The organism is Flavobacterium muglaense (assembly GCF_014305155.1).
GTDB lineage: Bacteria > Bacteroidota > Bacteroidia > Flavobacteriales > Flavobacteriaceae > Flavobacterium > Flavobacterium muglaense.
Window position 1 is genome coordinate 1 of record NZ_JACRUK010000113.1, and the last position, 1667, is coordinate 1667.

Sequence of the window (1667 nt, forward strand, 5' to 3'; positions counted from 1 at the left end):
GCATTTAAACAAGAAAAAGTAGCTCTAAATACCTCTGTTTTATTGGATTTGCAATTTTTCAGCAAGCCCTAATTAGAAAAAAAGTTGGTCATCGATAATGCCTTTTAAATTATTAATGACCAACTTTTATTTGTATTATTTTCAAGCAATCTTGATACGTGAGAATCGCGTATTTGAAAAATAGTTGCCGTTGGCTCAGGATATGGGAAATTTAAACAATTAGGAAACTATGCTAAGAATCGCTTCGTTTTTTTTATGATTTCACATTTACAAAATGGCAGCTAACAGCAATTGTAAAAGAGTTCGCAGTAAATTGTTATCTGAAATACATATATCACTTAATGAGTAATAAGGCCAATTAAAAAAACGTACTCTCAAATGTACTGAATATATTTTGCATTATAATTTATATTATGTAGTCTCATTTTTATTTGTATATTTGTACAGCAAATGTAATCAAAAAATACCAAAAATGATACAAGAAATTCTCACTTATCAAAAACTTGTTAACGGAATCGATGAATTAATGAATAAATCGCCGTTCAAAAAGAATTACATTATCGAACAAGTTGGAATACCTGGTCCCACATTCTACAGGAAATTAAAATCACAATCTTTTACACCTGAAGAGATGTTGTCAATTGCAAAAATTTTATCTCCAGAAGAATATTTTATGATGGAATTAAAAGCCGAAATAGAAGAGGCAAGACTTGATTATAAAGAGGGGAGAGTTTACAAGCACGCAGATATTTTGCTTGAACTAAAAAATAAAAGAAAAAAGGCTTAAATATTAAGCCTTTTAATTGGTTTTTGGCGATTGTCCCAAAAATTCAAAAGAATAATTTGGTCATTATTTAGATCATATAATAATGAAATTTGCTTTACGATCAAAAAGATATAACATTGAAAATCCTCATCATAGCGACCTATGTGGGGATTTTTTTCTATAATATCCAAAACCCTTAAAGTTTCATTTTCAAAATCATCCGCTATAGTATCATTCCAATAATGTTCTAGATAATTTATATTGTTCCAATAAGAATTTCTAGCTTTTTGCGTCCAAATTATTTCCATTAATATCATATTTGAGTGTAAATATACTTTTTTACGGTTACAACACAAAAATGATTACGCGAATTTTTTTCTATAAACATCACGACACCAAACATATAAATTACTGTATTTATAGCGGAAATTTGCGTTGTAATCTTCATAATCCAAGCCTAAAAACAGGGATTTGATTTCTAGTGCGTGATTAATAAAACTAGGCTTATCCATACGTAGTAAACAGCTTTTAATTACAGTTGGATTATTGTCGTAAAAACTCATAAGATATTGATTTATAATTACTTAAAGTTACGAAATATCAGCCAATTATCCAAAAAAACAAAGCCTTTTATCTCACAAATCAATAAAAAAATATATAAAAAAACTATCAAAAAATTAATCCTTATCATAAATTCTATGTAAAATAAAGCACATTATTTTTTCGGTGTATTTTTTTTTATTTACAAATAGTTTTTCTCAAAAGAAGGCACTAGCGAGGGCGGAAAAAAAAACGAGTAAAAAAAAAAACACCCTTTATTGAACGAGGGCACTGAAAAAGTGTTTCTAATAAATTAAGACCTAAAAAGGAGTAGATATCTATTGATTTCTACTCCTTTTTT

3 protein-coding genes are annotated in these 1667 nt (G+C 28.0%); 1 reads left to right on the forward strand and 2 read right to left on the reverse strand.

Translation table 11 applies throughout. The features are described 5' to 3' along the window. Positions 1-472 precede the first annotated feature (472 nt). Positions 473-787: a hypothetical protein gene (locus H8R24_RS17985; RefSeq protein WP_187021832.1), complete on the forward strand. Its 315-nt coding sequence runs from the start codon at positions 473-475 to the stop codon at positions 785-787. Here H8R24_RS17985 and H8R24_RS17990 read toward each other — a convergent pair. Continuing rightward, positions 784-1074 carry a type II toxin-antitoxin system RelE/ParE family toxin gene (locus tag H8R24_RS17990; RefSeq protein WP_187021830.1) on the reverse strand — a complete coding sequence of 97 codons (291 nt, stop codon included), beginning with the start codon at positions 1072-1074 and terminating at the stop codon, positions 784-786. The genes H8R24_RS17985 and H8R24_RS17990 overlap by 4 nt on opposite strands. Positions 1075-1128: 54 nt before the next feature. Continuing rightward, the gene (locus H8R24_RS17995; protein WP_187021828.1) at positions 1129-1329 is read right to left on the reverse strand and encodes a hypothetical protein; all 201 of its coding nucleotides are present in this window, start codon (positions 1327-1329) and stop codon (positions 1129-1131) included. Positions 1330-1667: the final 338 nt, after the last annotated feature.

Excerpts from the sequence above, each read along its gene's own strand:
- H8R24_RS17985 (WP_187021832.1), top strand. The coding sequence starts at position 473 with ATGATACAAGAAATTCTCACTTATCAAAAACTTGTTAACGGAATCGAT.
- H8R24_RS17990 (WP_187021830.1), bottom strand. The coding sequence starts at position 1,074 with ATGGAAATAATTTGGACGCAAAAAGCTAGAAATTCTTATTGGAACAAT.
- H8R24_RS17995 (WP_187021828.1), bottom strand. The coding sequence starts at position 1,329 with ATGAGTTTTTACGACAATAATCCAACTGTAATTAAAAGCTGTTTACTA.